The sequence below is a fragment of the Actinomadura hibisca NBRC 15177 genome (genome assembly GCF_001552635.1).
In the GTDB taxonomy this organism is placed as follows: domain Bacteria; phylum Actinomycetota; class Actinomycetes; order Streptosporangiales; family Streptosporangiaceae; genus Spirillospora; species Spirillospora hibisca.
Window position 1 is genome coordinate 12,237 of sequence record NZ_BCRO01000007.1, and the last position, 15,344, is coordinate 27,580.

Consider the following 15,344-nt stretch of genomic DNA (forward strand, 5'->3'; position numbering starts at 1 on the left):
GACCATCAGTGACGGCGACGGGTTCGACAGCGGGGTGATCGTGGCCAAGAGCGACGACGAGCGGTACAAGGACCGCCTGGAGGCGATCGAGTGGGCCCGGGAGGTGCTCGCCGACCCGGCCACGGTGATCCTGGACGTGGAGACCGCCGCGTTCCACGACACCGACCTGCCCGACGACGACCCCGCCAAGTACGACGTGGAGATCTGCGAGATCGGCGTGGTGTCCGCGGGTGGCGGTGCCCTGTACGACACGCTGGTCGGCACGGCCTGCGCCATCTCCCCCGAGGCCACCGCCGTGCACGGCATCCACCCCCTGGCGGTCGAGAGCGCCGAGGCGTTCCACGAGCGCGCCTACGCCGACCTCGCGGCCCTGCTCGACGGCCGGCGCGTGCTGGGCTACAACATCTCCTTCGACCGGGGCGTGCTGAAGCAGGCGGTGGCCTACAGCAACGGCGGCGACCTGGCGGCGGCCGAGCGCTGGATGGCGCGCGCCCGCTGGGAGGACGTGATGCTCCCCTACTCGCAGTGGATCGGCGAGTGGGACGAGACGCGCGGCGAGTACCGGTGGCAGAAGCAGCCCGGCAGCGGCCACCGCGCCCTCGCCGACACCTACACCACTCTCGGCCTGCTGCACACCATGGCCAAGGCCGACCCCGCCTGGCAGCCTCCGCTGCCCGGCCGTCGCCCCCGCGCGCGCACCGCGTCGCAGCCCGCCAGCGACAAGCAGGTCAAGTTCGTCAACAGCCTGCTGTCCCGGCACGGCGTCACCAAGGGCGAGGACCGCTACCGGGTGCTGTCGAAGATCGTGGAGCGGCCGATCGCCAGCTCGACCGAGCTGACGAGCCCCGAGGCCAGCAGCGTCATCGACGCGCTGAAGGACGACCCGCAACGCTGGATCGCCTGACCGGCCCCGGAGCTCCGGGGCCGGTTACAGGCCGGGGATCTCGTGGTTGCGGAAGGCGTCCACGAACAGCCGGTGGTCGTCGCGGACCACGGCGGCGTACTCGGTGCCGAAGGCCACCATCGCCTCCACGAACGCCGACTCGTCCGCGCCGACCACCGCGTTGATGGCGTCCTCCACCTGGAACCCGACCAGGGTGTGGTCGGAGTCGAAGTCGGACACGCAGTGCACCTTGGCGGTCGCGCGGCCCAGGTCGTCCAGCACCGACACCATCTCGTCCGGCTCGGTCAGCGCCGACCAGTCGAGGTCCTCCTCGTAGGGCGACAACTCCTGCACCACGTAGCCCACGCCGTCGATCTGGGTGTAGCCCAGCCACGGGTCGGTGTTGGCCTGGAGCGCCCGGCGCGACACCGCGGTGCGGTGGCCGTGGTGTTCGAAGTAGGCCGCGATCCGCTCGTCGTCCACCACCCGCGAGGGGGCCGCCACGTTGCCCTGCTTCATCGACAGGATCACGTCGTTCTCCAGCGCCTGGCTGTGCCCCTCCACCAGGATGTTGTAGGCCGACAGGCCCGCCGAGCCGATGCCGAACCCGGACGCGCCCACCATGTCCTTGATCCGGTAGGTGAGGCTCTTGAAGCGCTTCTCCGCCGGGATCGTCGCCAGGTACTCCAGGTACGCCGCCTCCACCCGGGCGCGCTCCTCCTCGCCCAGCCGCCGCACGCCCGGCCGGTTGCGGAAGCGGCGCTCCTGCTGCTCGACCAGCGTCTTGCCCTCCAGCAGCGCGATCCGCGTGGACGCCAGCGCCTGCACCAGTACCTCGCGCACGTAGCCGTCGGCGGTGTCGAGGGTCAGCGCGAACTGGTAGTCGCCCTCGTGCTCGGCGAACTGGCGGACCTGGTCGACGTAGGCGCGCACGTAGGTCTCGATGAGGCGGCGGATGTCGTCGTCGGAGATCGCCTTGCTCCACGCCAGCAGCGCCAGGCTCGCCACCAGGCGCTTGACGTCCCAGGTGAAGTGCCCGACGTACGCCTCGTCGAAGTCGTTCACGTCGAAGACGAACACGCCGTCGTCGTTCATGTAGGTGCCGAAGTTCTGGGCGTGCAGGTCGCCCTGGATCCACACCCGGCTGGTGCGCTCGTCGGCCCAGGGGTCCTCGTCGTCCACGATGTCGGCGTAGAACAGGCACGCGCTGCCCCGGTAGAAGGCGAACGGGTCCGACGCCATCTTGCGGAACCGCCGCCGGAACTCGGCCGGGCTGCGCTCCATCAGGTCCGAGAACGCCTCCACCAGCACGTCCACGATCTGGGTCCGGCGTTCCTTCGGGTCGCGCCGCCGCAGGGCCTCGGTGATGCTCGCCATGGGGGGTGTCTCCTCGGTGTTCGGGTCCGCGGGGGGCATGCCCGAGTCATTGTGCCGAATCGGCCACCGTGCGCGCGGTGAACAGGGAACGAACCCCCGGGACCGAACGCAGCAGGTCCAGCGCCATCTCCGCGTGCCCGGGGACGTAGCCGTTGCCGATCAGCATCGTCACGTCGGCCGCCAGCCCCTCGGCGCCCAGCGCCGCCGCCGGGAACGAGGTCGCCATCGAGAAGAACACCACCGTCCCGCCGGGCGCGGTCGCCAGGATCGCGCCGTGCTCGCAGCCCGGCACGTCCACGCACACCACCGTCACGTCGGCGGGCACGCCCAGCGCCCCGATCACCGCCGCCGACACCGCCACCGGGTCACGGGCGTCGGCGCGCACCACCACGTCGGCCAGGCCCGCCGCCTCCAGGCACTCCTGCTCGGCGGCGGTGGGCACCAGGCCGATCGTGCGGGCCCCCGCCCGCCGCGCGGCGGCCAGCGCCAGCGAACCGCTCTTGCCCGCGCCGCCCAGCACCGCCACCACCGGGGCCGCCCCCTGGCCGGGCAGCCCGCGCACCACGCGGTCGGTCAGCGCGGGCGCGCCGCACACGTCCATGACCGCCAGCGCCAGCGGCACCGGCAGGTCGCCGGGCAGCACGGCCGCGATCGACCGGGCGAACAGGATCGCATGGCCCTCGGCGGGGATCTGCTCGGAGCGGCCGTCCCACCGGGCCAGCCCGTCGGTGATCGCCAGCGGCGTCAACGTCAGGGACACCAGCGTCGCGACGCGGTCGCCGGGCTTGAGGCCGAGCGGTGACTCCGGGCCCACCTCGTCCACGACGCCCACCAGCATCCCGCCCGACCCGGTGACGGGGTTGTGCATCTTGCCGCGCTCGCCGACGATCCGCAGCACCTCGGCGCGGATCTTGTCCGGCTCCCCGGCGAACGCGGTGTGCAGCTGCCGGTAGGAGGCGGCGTCCAGGTTGAGGCGCTCCACCCGCACCCGCACCTCGTCGGGGCCGACGCGCGGGTCGGCGTCCAGGCGGTCGGCGGCCTGCGGCAGCACGCCCGCGGGCGCCAGCACCCGGTGCAGCCCCGCGCCGGTGCGGCGATCGATCATCTCTCGTCCCGTCTCGACCCTGATGTCCGACTGCGACCCGGAAGATGTCCGGGCCAACTCTGGTTCAAGCGAAATTCTTCCCGTAACGTCGGGCATATACAAGACTTTTGTGCACCACGTCTCGCGAGGAGAGGTCGACGATGACCACTGCCCTGCACCCGGAACCCGGCACCGCCGGACCCGCCTCCACCGCGACCGGCACGGGCACCGGCACCGAGCAGGACGCCGGGCAGCCCTACGCCTACCGCCGCCGCCCCCTGCACGAACCCGACTGGCGCCGCTTCCCCGCCTGGCGCGACGTGACCACCGCCGAATGGGAGTCGGCCCAGTGGCAGCGCGCCCACTGCGTCAAGAACCTCCGCCAGCTCCGCCGCGTCATGGGCGACCTGCTCGACGAGTCCTTCTACGCCGACCTCGAACGCGACCAGGCCGGCCGCGCCACCATGTCCATGCTGGTGCCGCCGCAGATGCTCAACACCATGGACACCTCCTCCACCGAGGCGTTCCTCGCCGACCCCGTGCGCCGCTACATGATCCCCGTGGACGGCGACCGCCGCGCCGACTGGCCGTCGCACCCCTACTCGGCCCGCGACTCCCTGCACGAGGCCGAGATGTGGGCCGTGGAGGGCCTCACCCACCGCTACCCCACCAAGGTCCTGGCCGAGCTGCTGCCCACCTGCCCGCAGTACTGCGGCCACTGCACCCGCATGGACCTGGTCGGCAACTCCACCCCCGCCGTCGACAAGCACAAGTTCACCATCAAGCCCACCGACCGCCACCAGGCCATGCTCGACTACCTGCGCCGCTCCCCCGGCGTCCGCGACGTGGTCGTCTCCGGCGGCGACGTCGCCAACCTGCCCTGGCCCCGCCTGGAGCAGTTCCTCGACGCCCTGCTCGACATCGACAACATCCGCGACGTCCGCCTGGCCAGCAAGGCCCTCATGGGCCTGCCCCAGCACTGGCTCCAGGACGAGGTCCGCGCCGGCATGGAACGCCTCGCCGCCAAGGCGTCCCGCCGCGGCGTGCAGATCGCGATCCACACCCACGTCAACGCCGCCCGCTCGGTGACCCCGCTGGTGGCCCGCGCCGCCCGCGCCATGCTCGACACCGGCATCCGCGACGTCCGCAACCAGGGCGTGCTGCTGCGCGGCGTCAACGACTCCCCCGCCGAGCTGCTGGACCTGTCGTTCGCGCTGCTCGACGAGGCGGGCATCCTGCCCTACTACCTGTACATGTGCGACATGATCCCCGCCGCCGAGCACTGGCGGCTGGCGGTGTGGGAGGCCCAGGAGCTCCAGCACGCCATCATGGGCTACCTGCCGGGCTTCGCCACCCCGCGCATCGTGTGCGATGTGCCCTACGTCGGCAAGCGCTGGGTGCACCAGCTCGCCGACTACGACCGCGAGCGCGGCGTCTCCTACTGGACCAAGAACTACCGGACCGGCATCGAGACCGCCGACCCCGACGCGCTCAAGCGCCGCTACGAGTACTACGACCCGATCTACACGCTGTCGGAGGCGGGGCGCGAGTGGTGGGCACGGCGTCAGGCCGTCGGGGAGTGAGCGTTCACGGTCGACGCCTTTACATTGTAGATCATTAACGGGGCGGGTACGCTGCCGCAGGTGGCGCACCCCCTCACCTCCCATCTCGCATCCCGCTTCCCGGTCGGCGCGGCCGTCACCGCCGCCGCCCTGGAGGACGACCCGCACCCCGCGCTCGCCCGGCTGCGTGAGCGCGAGCCGGTCTCCTGGCTCCCGGCGTTCGGCGGCTGGCTGGTCACCGCCCGCGACCTCGCGGTGCGCGTGATGCGCGACGCGGCGGCCTTCACCGTGGACGACCCGCGCTTCTCCACCGCGCGGGTCGTCGGGCCCAGCATGTTGTCGCTGGACGGGCCCGCGCACGCCCGCCACCGCGAGCCGTTCGCGCACCCGTTCCGGCCCGCCCGCACCCGCGAGCGCTTCACCGCCTTCGTCGAGGCGGAGGTGGACCGCCTGGTCACCGCGCTCGCCCCGGCCGGGCGGGCCGAGCTGCGCGGCGAGCTGGCCGGGCCGCTGGCGGTCGCGGTGGTCGCCGAGGCGCTGGGCCTGGCCGGGCGGGGCGAGCGCGTCGTGGACGCCGCGACGGTGCGGTCCTGGTACGGCGCGTTCGTGGACGCGGTGTCGGCCATCACGGCGGGCGCTCCCGACACCCCTCCCCCGGCGCGCGACGCCTACGCGAAGCTGCGCGCGGCCGTCGAGGCGTCCCTGGGCGACGACCCGTCGTCGTCGCTGCCCGCGGCGGTGGCCGCCGCCGGGCGGGACCTGACCACCGCCGACATCGTCGCCAACACGGCGGTGCTGATGTTCGGCGGCATCGACACCACCGAGGCGATGATCGTCAACGCCGCGCTGCACCTGCTGGGCGACCCGGCCGCGCTCGCCCTGGTGCGCGCCGAACCGGCGCTGCTGGACGCCGCGATCGAGGAGTCGTTGCGGCTGGAACCGGCGGCGGCGGTCGTGGACCGCTACGCCACCGCCGACGTGGAGCTGGGCGGCGTCACCGTGCGGGCGGGCGATCTGGTGCGGGTGTCGATCTCGGCCGCCAACCGGGACCCGAGGGTGTTCCCCGACCCCGACCGCTTCGACGTGCGGCGCGCCAACGCCGGCGACCACGTGGCGTTCGCGCACGGTCCGCACTTCTGCTTCGGCGCGCACCTGGCGCGGCTGGAGGCCCGCACCGCTCTGCGCGCGTTGCTGGACCGGCTGCCGGGCCTTCGCCTGGCCCCCGGGCACCTCCCGGTGCCGCACGGCCTGGTGTTCCGCAAGCCCGAGCGGCTGCCCGTCGTCTGGGACGGCTGAGGGGCAGGAAGGCGTGCCGCCGAGGTAGGCGACTATGGCCCGCCCGCCAGATCCTGTCACGGCCGCACCCCCTTGACGTGGCAGGTGACGCACCTGACCAGGTTCGGTCATGATCGCCACTGTCGGTGCCTCCGGACGGCTGCGCAACATAGTTGCGTCCCTTTCGTCCCTCCGGAAAATTGCCACCGGACAAGGAGTTCCATGCGCAGCCAGCAGCTCGACGCCACCGCCGAGATCCAGCGCCTCGCCGACGGTGTCCGCCGCCACCCCGCCCTCGACAACGCCTTCTACCGGCACTGGATGTCGGGCCCGCTCCCCCACCGCCAGGTGGAGGTGTTCGCCCGGGAGTTCTACGCGCGCACGGTGGACACCATGCTGATGGCCGCGCTGTCGGTGCTGCACGCCGACGACCTCGCCTCCCGCGTCGAGCGGGTGAAGCACCTGTACACCGAGTACGGCAGCGGCGATCCCGCCAAGGCCCACCTGCTGCTCCAGGAGATGATGCTCACCGACCTGCTGGGCCGGCTGCGCGGCACGCCCTACACGCTGGCCGAACTGCGCGCCGCCGACCCGCTGCCGGGCACACGCTCGTTCACCGAGGGCCGCCGCGCGCTGTTCACCGACCCCGACCGGCGGGTGGTGCAGGGGGCGCTGCTGGCGCAGGAGCTGCTGGCGCATCCCGCGCCGGTCCGCCTGTACGAGGGGTTGCGCAACTACAAGCACCTGTACGACGAGGACGCCTTCCACCACATGAGCGAGTACTTCTACGTGCACATCTGCGAGGCCGCCAAGATCGACCGGGAGGAGGCGGTCGCGTCGGCGGCCCGGTTGTGCCGCGACGGGGAGGACCTGGCGCGGCTGCGCGCCGGGTTCGACGGGTTGCTGGAGCTGACGGCCGGCTACTGGGACCAGGTGCACCGGGCGATGCTGGCCGCCTGACCGGCCCCATCCCGTCCCTGATCCGCCCCTGATCCGGCCGTGGACCGGGCGGGCCGCCTCCGGTCCGCCCGGTTCGTGCCGTCCCGCACCGGTTGTATGGGAACATCGGCAGATGATCGTGGAACGCCAGGTCGAGTTGTCCTTCGGGCGTGCGAGCCGGGAGGCCGAGACGCACACCAACCTGTCCGCCGTGCGCCAGGACGGCCGCTGCCTGTGGGTGGCCGGGGACGAGACCGCCACCGTCGAGCGGCTCACCGCGCGCACCGGCCCCGACGGCCTGGTCACCGCCTACGAGGGCCACCGCACCGTGGCGCTGGCCGACCTGGTCGAGCTGCCCGCCGGGCCCGACGAGGAGGCCGACATCGAGGGCCTGGCGCGCAGCGACGGCTGGTTGTGGGCGATCGGCTCGCACAGCCTCAAGCGCAAGCGCGTCAAGCCCGGCCAGTCCGACGGCAAGGCCCGCAAGCGGCTGGCGAGCGTCGTGCGCGAGGACAACCGGTTCATCCTGGCGCGGCTGCCGCTGGTCACCGGCGCCGACGGGCTGCCGGAGGTCGTGCGCTCGGCGCCCGGCGAGGACGGCGGCCCCGACCGCACCGCCGCCGTGCTGGGCGGCCGCGGCGACGCCATCACCGACCTGCTGGCCGACGACCCGCACCTGGCGCCGTTCCTGCCGATCCCCAGCAAGGACAACGGCATCGACATCGAGGGCGTCGCCGCCCACCGCGACCGCCTCTACATCGGGCTGCGCGGCCCGGTGCTGCGCGGCTGGGCGGTGCTCATCGAGATCCACCCCGAGACCGACCCGGCCGACCCGCACCGGCTGCGGCTGCGCCCGATCGGCAAGGGCAAACAGGGCAGGGCCCGCTACCGCACGCACTTCCTGGACCTCGGCGGCCTCGGCATCCGCGACCTGTGCCCGCACGGCGACGACCTGCTGATCCTCACCGGCCCCACCATGGACCTGGACGGCCCGGTGCGCGTGGTGCGCTGGCGCGGCGCGGCCACCATCGACGCCGCCGACGTCGTGCCCGCCGCCGAACTGGAGGACCTGGGCGGCCTGCCCTACGGCGACGGCGACGACCACGCCGAGGGCATCGCGGTGCTGGACGAGGCCGCGCCCGCCGAGGAGGCCGCGCCGGGCGTGCGGCTGATGGTGGTCTACGACTCGCCGTCGGCCGCGCGGCGGCTGCCCGACGGCCGCATCCTGGCCGACGTGGTGACGGTCGGCGGCGGGCCCCTCCCCGAATAAGCGCTCGCTTTCAGGCTCTGCTTGGATGGGCACGCTGTCAGGCAGAGCCATCTTTGGGAGGCGAGCATGATCGAGTGGTCAGCCGAGGATCTGATGATCCGGGACGCGGTCCGCGACTGGATCGACGCCGAGGTCCGGCCCAACCTGGACGCGCTGGACTCGGGCGAGCTGCCGCCCTACGACCTGCTGCGCGGCCTGTACAAGACGTTCGGCATGGACGAGATGGCGCGCTCGTCGTTCCGGTCGCGCCTCGACAAGGAGCGCGCGGGCGAGCCCTCCCGCGCCGACGACGACCGGCCCGGCGGCGGCAACGCGGCGATGAGCATGCTGCCGGTGATCGAGCTGTGCAAGGTCGCGCCCGGCCTGGTGTCGGCGATGGGCGTCAGCCTGGGCCTGGCCGCCGGGACCATCATGAAGCGCGGCACCGCCGAGCAGAAGGAGCGGTGGGGCCTGGACCTGCTGACGCTCGACAAGGTCGGGGCGTGGGCCATCACCGAGCCCAACTCCGGCTCCGACGCGTTCGGCGGCATGCAGGCCACCGCGCGCAAGGTCGGCGACGAGTACGTCATCAACGGGTCCAAGACCTTCATCACCAACGGCCCCTACGCCGACACCATCGTCTTCTACTGCAAGCTCGACGACGGCCGCCCCGCGCGTGACCGCGAGATCCTGACGTTCGTCCTGGACCGCGGGATGCCGGGCCTGGACCAGACCAGGCCGCTGCGCAAGATGGGCCTGCACTCCTCCCCCACCGGCGAGCTGTTCCTCAACGACGTGCGCGCCGGGGAGGACCGGCTGCTGGCGGCCGGGTCGGGCGGCGGCAAGGAGTCGGCGAAGCAGAACTTCGTCACCGAGCGCGCCGGGGTCGCCGCGATGGCGCTCGGCGTCATCGAGGAGTGCCTGAAGTTGTCGGTGGACTACGCCAGGAAGCGCGAGCTGTGGGGCCAGCGCATCGGCGACTTCCAGCTGATCCAGCTGAAGCTGGCCCGCATGGAGGTGGCCCGCCTGAACGTGCAGAACCTGGTGTTCCGGCACGTGGAGATGCAGCGCCAGGGCCGCACCCCGACGCTGGCCGAGGCGTCGGCGATGAAGCTGTACTCGGCGCAGGCCGCCTCGGAGGTGGCGATGGAGGCGGTGCAGCTGTTCGGCGGCAACGGCTACATGAGCGAGTACCGCGTGGAGCAGCTGGCCCGCGACGCCAAGTCGTTCCAGATCTACGCGGGCACCGACGAGATCCAGGTGACCCACATCGCCCGCGACCTGCTGTCCCGCTGACCCGCCATCTCATTGGGCGCCGTGCGGCGCGGCCCTCCCCGGCCGCCCGCCCGGCGCCCGCCCCGTTCCCGGCCCAGCCGCGCCACATGGAGATCGTCTCCCAAACGTCTCCCAATCTTGGTCACGCCGGCGGCGCAGGTCAGGAGGGGGAAGATCGTCCGATGGGGAGATCTCCCGAAGCGTTCCGAACCTGACCGGTCGGAAAGCCGTCTGATCAAGCAGGGCGGAGGATTCATCTCGGCTTGCGGGGTCGTGTAGACAGCAATCGACAGGATCTGGATACTCACAGCTATGGACGGTCGGCCTTCATATCCGGTGAGAGCGTCCGATATGGAGCGCGATCGTGTGCTGCGCGTGCTCAGCGACCGCGTCGCCGAGGGGCGCATGTCGCAGGAGACCTTCGAGCGCCGTGTCGAGCAGGTGCTGCGCGCCCGCAGCCAGGCCGAGCTCGCCGACGTCGTGCACGACCTGCCCTCCACCAACCGGGTCGTCAACCGGCTGACCGGACTGATCTCCTCGGTGTCGCACGTGACGGCGCGGATCGAGTCGGCCTGGCGCACGCCCCGGCTGCCGCGCTTCACGCTGCCGCCCGCCGGGCTCACCCGCATCGTGGTCGGCCGCGCGCCCGGCTGCCAGTTCGTGCTGACCGACCTCACCGTCTCGCGCTTCCACGCCGAGATCTACCGGCACGACGACGGCTGGATGATCTCCGACCTGGGGTCGATGAACGGCACCCGCGTCAACGGCTGGCGGCTGACCGGCCCCGCCCGGGTCCGGCCCGGCGACGAGGTCGGCTTCGGCAACGCCAGCTTCATCGTCGCCGCCCCCTGACAGCGGCGCGCCGCCCTGGCCGCATGGCGGTACGTGTGATCAGGGCATCGGGCGGCCCCTGGACTCCCGGTCCGGCCCAGTCGGTCTAGACCGCGCCCGCGCGGTAGACCACGAACGACACCGCGATGTACTGCAACACGTAGGCCGCCACCGTGAAGGCGTGGAACACCTCGTGGAAGCCGAACCAGCGCGGCGACGGGTCGGGGCGGCGCAGCCCGTAGACCAGGCCGCCGATGCTGTACAGCACGCCGCCGAGCGCGACCAGCAGCGCCACGACCACGCCGGTGCCCTCGATGAACTGCGGCACGAAGAACGCCGCCACCCAGCCCAGCCCGATGTACAGCGCCGTGTAGAGCATCCGCGGCGCGTTGGTCCACAGGATGCGGAACAGCACCCCGGCGAGCGCGCCGCCCCACACGACCGCGAGCACCAGCGTGCGCGCCATGCCGTCCAGGATCAGGTAGGCGAACGGCGTGTAGGTGCCGGCGATGATGAGGTAGATGTTGGCGTGGTCGAAGCGGCGCAGCACGTCGGCGACGCGCGGCGACCAGCGGCCCCGGTGGTAGGCGGCCGAGACGCCGAACAGCAGCGCCGAGGTGAGCGCGTACACCGCCGCGCACAGGCGCGCCTCGCGGGTCGGGCCGAACGCCACCAGCAGGACTCCGGCGATGAGCGCGACCGGGAAGGTCCCCAGATGCAGCCAGCCGCGCAACCTCGGCTTGACCGCCTCCGCCAGATCCTTCGGTCGTCGCATCCCGAGCCTCCTCGTACTGTCGTCTGCCCTCAAGATATCCCGTGCTCATCGGGGTATTCGGGTGATTCGCGGCACCTTGTGATGGCGGGTCGCCAGTGCCCTGGACCTTGACGCTGTAAGGTTCGGGCCGGGCCCTCTGTCAAGGCCCCCGCGTCACCGAGGAACCGAGGAGGAGCACCGTGCTGATCGGGTTCGCCGTGCCGGTGGCGGGCGCGTGGGCCACGCCCGCCAACCAGGTGCTGATCGCGCAGCAGGCCGAGGAACTCGGCTACCACTCGGTCTGGACGCTCCAGCGGCTGCTGGTCCCCGCCGCCGGGGCCGGGCGGGAGGCCGCCGAGAACTACCGCAACGTCCCCGACCCGCTGGTCACCCTCGCCTACCTCGCGGGCAGGACCGAGCGGGTGCGGCTGGGCGTGGCGATCGTGAACATGCCGTTCATGGCGCCGCCGGTGCTGGCCAAGCAGGCCGCCACCCTCGACCACGTGTCCGGCGGGCGGCTGGACCTCGGCCTCGGCCTCGGCTGGATGCCCGAGGAGTTCGCGGCGGCGGGCGTCCCGATGGAGCGGCGCGGCGCGCGCGCCGAGGAGTACCTGGCGGCGCTGCGCACCCTGTGGGGCGACGAGGTCAGCGAGTACCACGGCGAGTTCTACGACGTCCCGGCCTCGCTCGCCGAGCCCAAGCCGTTGCAGTACCCCGAGCCGCCGATCCTGCTGGGCGGCACCGCCGAGCCCGCGCTGCGGCGCGCCGGGCGGCTGGCGGCGGGCTGGGTCAGCTCCAGCCGCGCCGACCTCGCCGGCATCGGCCGCTCCATCGACGTCGTGCGCGAGGAGGCCGAGAAGGCCGGCCGCGACGCCTCGGCGCTGCGGTTCGTGTGCCGGGGCGCGGTGCGGGTGCGCGAGGCGGGCCTGCCCGACCGCGCGCCGCTGACCGGGTCGCACGAGGAGATCCGCGCCGACTTCGACGACCTGGCGGCGCGGGGCGTGACCGAGCTGTTCGTGGACCTGAACTTCGACCCCGAGCTGACCGGTCCCGACGCCGACCCGTGGGACTCGATGTTCCTGGCCCGGGAGGCGCTCCAGGCGTTCGCGCCGCGCCTGTGACGCCTCCCGGTCACAGCGCCGGGCGGCGGCCCTCCCAGGGGGTGCTGAGCACCACGGTGGTGCGGGTCGCGACGTTGGCGGCCTTGCGGATCTGCTGGAGCAGCTCCTCCAGGTCGTTGGGCGTGCCGACGCGGACCTTGAGGATGTAGCTCTCCTCCCCCGCCACCGAGTGGCACGCCTCGATCGCCGCCAGGTGCGCCAGGCGCTCGGGCGCGTCGTCGGGCGCGGCCGGGTCGATCGGCTTGATCGACACGAACGCGGTCAGCGCCAGCCCGATCTGCTCGTGGTCCAGCAGCGCGGTGAAGCCGCGGACCGCGCCGCGCTTCTGCAGCCGCCGCACCCGCTGGTGCACCGCCGACACCGACAGGCCCGTCTCCTTGGCCAGGTCGGTGAAGCTCATCCGCCCGTCCTCGGCCAGCAGGGCCATGATCTGACGATCGATCTCCTCCACGCGGGAAATCTAGCGCGCCGGGCGGCGCCGCGCCTCCCCGGCCCGGATACGGGGCCGTCCGATATGACGATCCGGTACGGGACGGGTCAGCGGCCGCCCCGCGGGTCGCCGGACGCCCGGCGTCCGCCGCGCGCGCCGCGGGGCGGGCCGCAGCTCCCCCGGATGACCAGTTCGGTGGGCAGCGGGACGGGGCGGTGCGCGCCGCGCCGGGCGCTGTCGCGCAGCACCGCCTCGCAGGCGCGGTAGCCCATGTCGTGGCCGGGGCGGGCGACGGCGGTGAGCGGCGGGTCGCACAGCTCGGCCCAGGGCACGTCGTCCACCATCGCGATCGACACGTCGGCGGGCACCCGGATGTCCAGCTCGCGGGCGACCAGGACGGCGGCCTCCCCCAGCAGGTGCCCGGCCGCCAGCACGGCGGTCGCGTCGGTGCCACGTTGCAGCAGCCCGGCGGCGGCCGCGTAGGCGCTGTCGCGCTCGGGGCGGGCGGCCACGACCAGGTCCTCATGCACGGGCAGGCCGAGGCCCGCCAGGGTGTCGCGGAAGGCGCGCTCGCGCACGCCGGGGGCCTGGCCGGGCCCGGCCGCGCCGAGGTAGGCGACGCGGCGGTGCCCGAGGCCGGTCAGGTACTCGGTGAGGGCGCGCACGCCGCCCGCGTCATCGGCCAGCACCGCCGGGACGGCGGGCAGCGCGGGCAGGGCGCGGTCGGCGAACACCACCGCGCAGCCGACGCGCACGGCGCTCTCCCAGGCGGCGACGTCCCCGGCGGGCAGCGCGATGATGCCGTCCACGCGCTGCTCCACGAGCCGGTCGACGATCGCCGCCTCGCGCTCGGGGTCGCCGTGCGCGGCGTCCAGCAGCACGTGCTCGCCCAGCGACCGGGCGCAGGCCAGCACCCCGGCGACCAGCTCGGCGCAGAAGGGGTCGGTGACGTCGGGCACCACCAGGCCGATGCCGCCGGTGCGGCGGGTCTTCAGGCTGCGGCCGACGGCGCTCGGCCGGTAGTCCAGGGCGCGCGCGGCGGCCAGCACGCGCTCGCGGGTGGCGGCGCTGACCGAGCCGGTGCCCGACAACACCCGCGACACCGTGGCGATGCCCACCCCGGCGGCGGCCGCCACGTCCTTGATCGTCGTCGCCATGGAATCGCGCCCGCCCCTTCGCCGGAAACGTTTCCATAGTATTGAATGCGCATACCGGGAGGAAACCCCTGGTGAACTGCACAGGATGGAAACGTTTCCAACGTGAGGGGGCCCGATGGCCAAGATCGTGCTGGACGCCGTGGACAAGGTGTACGCCGGCGGCGTCAAGGCCGTGGACGGGCTGGACCTGGAGATCCGGGACGGCGAGTTCATGGTGCTGGTCGGCCCGTCGGGCTGCGGCAAGTCGACCGCGCTGCGGATGATCGCCGGGCTGGAGGAGATCAGCGGCGGCAAGATCTCCATCGGCGACCGGGTCGTCAACGACCTGGCGCCCAAGGACCGCGACATCGCGATGGTGTTCCAGAACTACGCGCTCTACCCGCACATGACGGTCGAGAAGAACCTGGAGTTCGGCCTCAAGCTGCGCGGCGCCTCCAAGGAGGAGCGCAAGAAGAAGGTCCTTGAGGCCGCCAAGATGCTGGGCCTGGAGCAGTTCCTCGACCGCAAGCCCGCCGCGCTGTCGGGCGGCCAGCGCCAGCGCGTGGCGATGGGCCGCGCGATCGTGCGCGAGCCGCAGGCGTTCCTGATGGACGAGCCGCTGTCGAACCTGGACGCCAAGCTGCGCGTGTCGATGCGCGCCTCGCTGAGCCAGCTGCACGAGCGCCTCGGCGTCACCACCGTCTACGTCACCCACGACCAGATCGAGGCGATGACGCTCGGCTCGCGCGTGTGCGTGCTGCGCGAGGGCAAGCTCCAGCAGGTCGACACCCCCCAGCGGTTGTTCGACAACCCCGTCAACCTGTTCGTGGCCGGGTTCATCGGCTCGCCCGCGATGAACTTCGTGGACGCCGAGCTGACCCGCGGCGACGGCGGCGCGCGCGTCCGCTTCGCCGGGTTCGACCTGCCGGTGCCCGACGAGCTGGTCGCCGCCAAGCCTGGCCTGGAGGACTGGTTCGGCAAGAAGCTGATCCTGGGCGTGCGGCCCTCGGACTTCGAGGACGCCGCGCACGCCGACTCCGCCTGGGCGCCGATGGGCGTCACCAGCAGCGTCACCGAGGAGCTGGGCAGCGAGATCAACGTCATCTTCACCATCGACGCGCCGCCGGTGGAGCACAAGGACACCGCCGACCTGGCCGAGGACGCCGCCGACGGCGACGCGGCCGACACCGCGATCCCGCTGACCGACAACAAGGCGCTGTGGACCGCGCGCGTGAACGCCCGCTCGCACGTGCGCCCGGGGCAGCAGGTCGAGCTGGCGGTCGACACCCGCCGCCTGCACTTCTTCGACCCGACCAGCGGCCTGGCGATCGGCCACCAGGAGGCCCCGAAGATCAGCAAGGACTGATCCCCGGCACGACGGAAGCGGGTCCGGCGGCACGTGCCGCCGGACCCGCTCGCGTTCTACGC

Annotated in this window: 14 protein-coding genes; 9 read left to right on the top strand and 5 right to left on the bottom strand. The window is 72.8% G+C overall.

Features of this window, described 5'->3' with window-relative positions:
- The first annotated feature begins 40 nt into the window (after nt 1–40).
- Complete coding sequence (locus AH6_RS02645; RefSeq protein ID WP_169807789.1) at nt 41–904, top strand: 3'-5' exonuclease; 864 nt, start codon at nt 41–43, stop codon at nt 902–904.
- A 24-nt stretch (nt 905–928) separates the two neighbouring features.
- Here AH6_RS02645 and AH6_RS02650 read toward each other — a convergent pair whose 3' ends face one another.
- Both AH6_RS02650 and kdd read right to left on the bottom strand, forming a co-directional pair.
- Nucleotides 929–2,260 (bottom strand): DUF2252 domain-containing protein, encoded by a 1,332-nt coding sequence (locus AH6_RS02650; protein WP_083982169.1) that lies wholly within the window; start codon nt 2,258–2,260, stop codon nt 929–931.
- Nucleotides 2,261–2,306: 46 nt separating this feature from the next.
- Nucleotides 2,307–3,365, bottom strand: coding sequence for an L-erythro-3,5-diaminohexanoate dehydrogenase (gene kdd, locus AH6_RS02655; protein WP_067472877.1), 1,059 nt, complete (start codon nt 3,363–3,365; stop codon nt 2,307–2,309).
- 140 nt (nt 3,366–3,505) lie between these two features.
- On the opposite strand from kdd, the gene AH6_RS02660 reads away from it, so the two are divergent.
- The 6 genes from AH6_RS02660 (at nt 3,506) to AH6_RS02685 (ending at nt 10,496) form a co-directional block, all read left to right on the top strand.
- Nucleotides 3,506–4,927: a KamA family radical SAM protein gene (locus AH6_RS02660; RefSeq protein ID WP_067472879.1), complete on the top strand. Its 1,422-nt coding sequence runs from the start codon at nt 3,506–3,508 to the stop codon at nt 4,925–4,927.
- A gap of 60 nt (nt 4,928–4,987) precedes the next feature.
- Nucleotides 4,988–6,202, top strand: a complete 1,215-nt coding sequence (locus AH6_RS02665; RefSeq protein ID WP_067472882.1) for a cytochrome P450 — start codon at nt 4,988–4,990, stop codon at nt 6,200–6,202.
- Nucleotides 6,203–6,403: 201 nt separating this feature from the next.
- A complete protein-coding gene (locus AH6_RS02670) occupies nt 6,404–7,141 on the top strand; it encodes a hypothetical protein (RefSeq protein WP_067472885.1) in 738 nt (245 codons plus the stop codon).
- Nucleotides 7,142–7,253: 112 nt separating this feature from the next.
- A complete protein-coding gene (locus AH6_RS02675; RefSeq protein WP_067472888.1) occupies nt 7,254–8,390 on the top strand; it encodes a DUF3616 domain-containing protein in 1,137 nt (378 codons plus the stop codon).
- A 66-nt stretch (nt 8,391–8,456) separates the two neighbouring features.
- Nucleotides 8,457–9,665, top strand: coding sequence for an acyl-CoA dehydrogenase family protein (locus AH6_RS02680; protein ID WP_067472891.1), 1,209 nt, complete (start codon nt 8,457–8,459; stop codon nt 9,663–9,665).
- A 291-nt stretch (nt 9,666–9,956) separates the two neighbouring features.
- Nucleotides 9,957–10,496 (top strand): FHA domain-containing protein, encoded by a 540-nt coding sequence (locus AH6_RS02685; protein WP_067472894.1) that lies wholly within the window; start codon nt 9,957–9,959, stop codon nt 10,494–10,496.
- Between the two features lie 85 nt (nt 10,497–10,581).
- Here the strand turns inward: AH6_RS02685 and trhA are convergent, their stop codons facing one another.
- The gene (gene trhA, locus AH6_RS02690; RefSeq protein ID WP_067472897.1) at nt 10,582–11,250 is read right to left on the bottom strand and encodes a PAQR family membrane homeostasis protein TrhA; all 669 of its coding nucleotides are present in this window, start codon (nt 11,248–11,250) and stop codon (nt 10,582–10,584) included.
- Between the two features lie 179 nt (nt 11,251–11,429).
- Here trhA and AH6_RS02695 point away from each other — a divergent pair, with 179 nt between their 5' ends.
- Nucleotides 11,430–12,350: a TIGR03619 family F420-dependent LLM class oxidoreductase gene (locus AH6_RS02695; RefSeq protein WP_067472900.1), complete on the top strand. Its 921-nt coding sequence runs from the start codon at nt 11,430–11,432 to the stop codon at nt 12,348–12,350.
- Between the two features lie 10 nt (nt 12,351–12,360).
- Here the strand turns inward: AH6_RS02695 and AH6_RS02700 are convergent, their stop codons facing one another.
- Together AH6_RS02700 and AH6_RS02705 are read right to left on the bottom strand one after the other, a co-directional pair.
- Nucleotides 12,361–12,801, bottom strand: coding sequence for an Lrp/AsnC family transcriptional regulator (locus AH6_RS02700; protein WP_083982156.1), 441 nt, complete (start codon nt 12,799–12,801; stop codon nt 12,361–12,363).
- Nucleotides 12,802–12,887: 86 nt separating this feature from the next.
- Nucleotides 12,888–13,937, bottom strand: a complete 1,050-nt coding sequence (locus AH6_RS02705) for a LacI family DNA-binding transcriptional regulator (protein ID WP_067472903.1) — start codon at nt 13,935–13,937, stop codon at nt 12,888–12,890.
- 115 nt (nt 13,938–14,052) lie between these two features.
- Between AH6_RS02705 and AH6_RS02710 the strand changes: the two genes are divergently transcribed.
- A complete protein-coding gene (locus AH6_RS02710; RefSeq protein WP_067472906.1) occupies nt 14,053–15,282 on the top strand; it encodes an ABC transporter ATP-binding protein in 1,230 nt (409 codons plus the stop codon).
- The last annotated feature ends 62 nt before the right edge of the window (nt 15,283–15,344 follow it).

What these genes read in the sequence shown, in the direction of transcription:
- AH6_RS02710 (WP_067472906.1), top strand. Translation starts at nt 14,053, where the DNA reads ATGGCCAAGATCGTGCTGGACGCCGTGGACAAGGTGTACGCCGGCGGC.
- AH6_RS02705 (WP_067472903.1), bottom strand. Translation starts at nt 13,937, where the DNA reads ATGGCGACGACGATCAAGGACGTGGCGGCCGCCGCCGGGGTGGGCATC.
- trhA (WP_067472897.1), bottom strand. Translation starts at nt 11,250, where the DNA reads ATGCGACGACCGAAGGATCTGGCGGAGGCGGTCAAGCCGAGGTTGCGC.
- AH6_RS02680 (WP_067472891.1), top strand. Translation starts at nt 8,457, where the DNA reads ATGATCGAGTGGTCAGCCGAGGATCTGATGATCCGGGACGCGGTCCGC.
- AH6_RS02675 (WP_067472888.1), top strand. Translation starts at nt 7,254, where the DNA reads ATGATCGTGGAACGCCAGGTCGAGTTGTCCTTCGGGCGTGCGAGCCGG.
- AH6_RS02660 (WP_067472879.1), top strand. Translation starts at nt 3,506, where the DNA reads ATGACCACTGCCCTGCACCCGGAACCCGGCACCGCCGGACCCGCCTCC.
- AH6_RS02650 (WP_083982169.1), bottom strand. Translation starts at nt 2,260, where the DNA reads ATGGCGAGCATCACCGAGGCCCTGCGGCGGCGCGACCCGAAGGAACGC.
- AH6_RS02685 (WP_067472894.1), top strand. Translation starts at nt 9,957, where the DNA reads ATGGACGGTCGGCCTTCATATCCGGTGAGAGCGTCCGATATGGAGCGC.
- kdd (WP_067472877.1), bottom strand. Translation starts at nt 3,365, where the DNA reads ATGATCGATCGCCGCACCGGCGCGGGGCTGCACCGGGTGCTGGCGCCC.
- AH6_RS02670 (WP_067472885.1), top strand. Translation starts at nt 6,404, where the DNA reads ATGCGCAGCCAGCAGCTCGACGCCACCGCCGAGATCCAGCGCCTCGCC.